This window comes from Candidatus Nanopelagicales bacterium (assembly GCA_018003655.1).
Classification (GTDB): Bacteria; Actinomycetota; Actinomycetes; order S36-B12; family UBA10799; genus JAGNDY01.
In genome coordinates this window covers 1-2,956 of the sequence record JAGNDY010000156.1, presented here as the reverse complement: position 1 = coordinate 2,956, position 2,956 = coordinate 1, and the positions used below count along the sequence as shown (strand labels likewise).

Sequence of the window (2,956 nt, the reverse complement as noted above, 5' to 3'; positions counted from 1 at the left end):
CTTTGTCAACGAGCAGACGGATTCTTCATGAGAACCGTCGAGCAGCAGTTGCAGTTGATCCTCGGGCACGCTCCGCGGCTGGCCCCGTTGGACGTTCCGCTGTTGGACACCCTTGGCTGCGTGCTGGCCGCAGACGTGGTCGCACACGGTCCCGGCGGTGAGTACGCAGCGGTGACAGGGATGCCCGCACCGCCGGGTGTGGCCGGTCAGCCAGGAGGTTCGGCAGTAGCCGTGGGGCAAGAAACGGTTCGCGTCATCACCACCGAAGGTGCCGACGGTTTCGGTCCACACACAGTCGGGACGCCAGCAGTGGCACGACCTGCCGGGTCGGGTCTGGCACCTGGTCAGGTTGTCGCGCCGGCTGGCGCGCTGGTGGGCGAGCGCGAGGTTGCGGCGATCGTCGCAGCCGGGTACTCGCGCGCACGGATTTACCCTCGACCGCGCGTCGTGATCATTCCCGTCGGCGATGACCTGGCCGAGTCCGGCCGCGCGCTGTTGGATGGGCAGTCCCACGACATCAACGGCCCGATGCTCACCGCGGCGGCGCTGCTGGCCGGTGCTGATGCATTCCGTGCGCAGCCAGCCGCCGATGACGTGCGCACCCTCACGTTGGTGGTGGAGGACCAACTGGTGCGGGCCGATCTGATCGTCGTCGTCGCCAACACCTACACCTCCGGCAATCAACCGGCTGGACCAGTCGTCGATGCGCTCGCGTCCATGGGCAGTGTTGACTTCACCTTCGCGGCGATCGATCCAGGCTCGGTCGTCGCATTCGGGACACTCGGGGCAGACCACGTGCCGGTGATCGTGCTACCGCGAGATTCGGCGACCGCATTGATCAACTTTGAGGTATTTGTTCGGCCGCTGATCAGGACGTTGGCGGGCCGGGCCGACGTCTTTCGACCCATTGAGCGGGCCGTGACCTCCGCACCGATCAACAACTCCAAGCGTCTGCGTCGATTCATTCCAGCGGTCGTCGATCCTGACCTGGATTCGCGCGGTCGGGTAGCCGCCACACCACTCGTGGCTCGAGGCCCGTCCGCGGTGTGGATGCGCGAGGCGAACGCACTCATGGTTGTTCCAGAGGACCGCACCGAGCTGACTGCCGGAGATCAGGTGGGGCTCATTCGGCTGGATCGCGGCTGACAAAGTGGACTACAGCATCACGTCTGGACCGCTTGGGCTGCGGCTCATCCGGCTTCGGGACGCATCCGAGTGGCGTTCGGTGCGGCTGCGTAATCGGAACTGGCTCAACCAGTGGGATGCGACCTCGCCAATCGGCGGGGCCGACATTCCGCCGACCTTCTCAGCCATGGTTCGGGCGCTGCGGGCCGAGGCACGAGCGGGTCGGACGATTCCGTGGGTCATCACCGAGAACAGCGGCATCGTTGGTCAGTTGACGATCGGTGGCATCGCGGCCGGGTCATTGCGGTGCGCGCACGCGGGTTACTGGGTGGACCAGCGAGTCGCCGGTCGTGGGATCGCCCCGACCGCCCTGGCCATGGGCATTGATTTCTGCTTCCAGCAGCTGGAAATGCACCGCATTGAGGTGAACATTCGCCCCGAAAACGTGGCCAGCCGCCGCGTCGTTGAGAAGCTTGGACTGCGCTACGAGGGCCTGCGCGAGCGCTACCTGCACATCAACGGTCAGTGGCGTGACCACCTGTCGTATGCGGTCACGGCCGAAGAGGTTCCGGCTGGTTTGATCAACCGCCTACAGCGCGCGCAGAACCCCGTTCCCGGCGGACCGGGACCGATCTCGTAGAAGTGATCATCATTCGTTCGAAATTTGGACCGAACACGCACAAATGAGGTGCCATCCGGGTGGGCGTCTCTCCTACGCTGACGCTGTGCTCACCGGCCTTGTTTACGCAGCAGTCATCGTTCTCTGGGCGGTCGTCCTGGTTCCCCAGTGGCTGCGGCGCCATGAACGCAATTCCGAACACCGCACCACGCTCACTTTCCACCGCGCCATGCGAACCCTCGAGCGTCGTCGTGCTGCCCGCGGAGTCAGTCGGGCCAAGCATGACGTTGACGTCGTGGTTTCCGGTGCCCGCACCCGCGTCCACGATCGGGTCGCCGTGGACGCCGACGGCGCCAACGCCATCGACCAGCACCTCGACCTCGGTGTCGACCCGTTCGTCGGCAGCATCGACGAGCAGGAAGTCATCGACGCCCGTCGGGTTCGCTCGCAGATCCGAGTCCGCGAGACGGCTTCGCGCCGCCGCCGCCAAGTCCAGCAAGTCTTGGTGGCCCTCAGTCTGATCTCGGTGGTGCTGCTCGTCATGGGCATCATGCCGTTGATGATCGCGCTGCTGTCGCCGGTGGCGCTCGGTGCCTTCTGGTACGTCTCGCGCCGCCAGGCCGAGGTTGCTCGGTTGGCCACCGCTCGCCGAGCCCGTCGCGATGACGTTGCAAACGCCACTGCCGGCCAGCAAGCCGAGGGACGCGAACGCCGCACCACCCGCGGTTCGACCACGCGGTCAGCCGCTGGCCGCAGGAGCCAAGGGGATGCCCGTGATCGCCGACGCTCCGCCCGTCGCCACGTTGATCGGTCGGCCGCCGGACGCCAGAGCACTGGTGTTGCAGACCTCGATGAGTCGACGGATGTTCGCGTACTGAGCACTGCTGAGGTCTCCGAGCGTCGCGCCAGTGTGGCCGCCAACGGCTCGTGGGAGCCGGTCGAGGCGCCGCTGCCGACCTACGTCGACAGCAGGCGCGCCACCCCCATGCCGCGCAACATCGACTCGTCGGCTCGTGGGGACTGGACCTCGGAGCGGATGATGGAACAGGTGGACGCTCTCCGTGCCCCGGGCATTGATGCCGAAGCCGAGCTCGGCCTCGACGCCTTTGTGGACGTTCCCGCTGCGGCCGTCGATGACGACTCCCACTACTCCCACCGCCGCGCAGTCAACGACTGACCCTGCGGGGTATCCTGACGATCCCGCCTTAACCG

Annotated in this window: 3 protein-coding genes; all 3 read left to right on the top strand. The window is 66.2% G+C overall.

Annotated elements, in window-relative coordinates; all coding sequences use genetic code 11:
* The coding region (locus KAZ48_11665; GenBank protein MBP7973448.1) for a hypothetical protein at window positions 1-1,146 on the top strand (1,146 nt) is incomplete at its 5' end.
* Between the two features lie 16 nt (window positions 1,147-1,162).
* A complete protein-coding gene (locus KAZ48_11660) occupies window positions 1,163-1,765 on the top strand; it encodes a GNAT family N-acetyltransferase (protein MBP7973447.1) in 603 nt (200 codons plus the stop codon).
* Between the two features lie 85 nt (window positions 1,766-1,850).
* Window positions 1,851-2,921, top strand: coding sequence for a hypothetical protein (locus KAZ48_11655; protein MBP7973446.1), 1,071 nt, complete (start codon window positions 1,851-1,853; stop codon window positions 2,919-2,921).
* The last annotated feature ends 35 nt before the right edge of the window (window positions 2,922-2,956 follow it).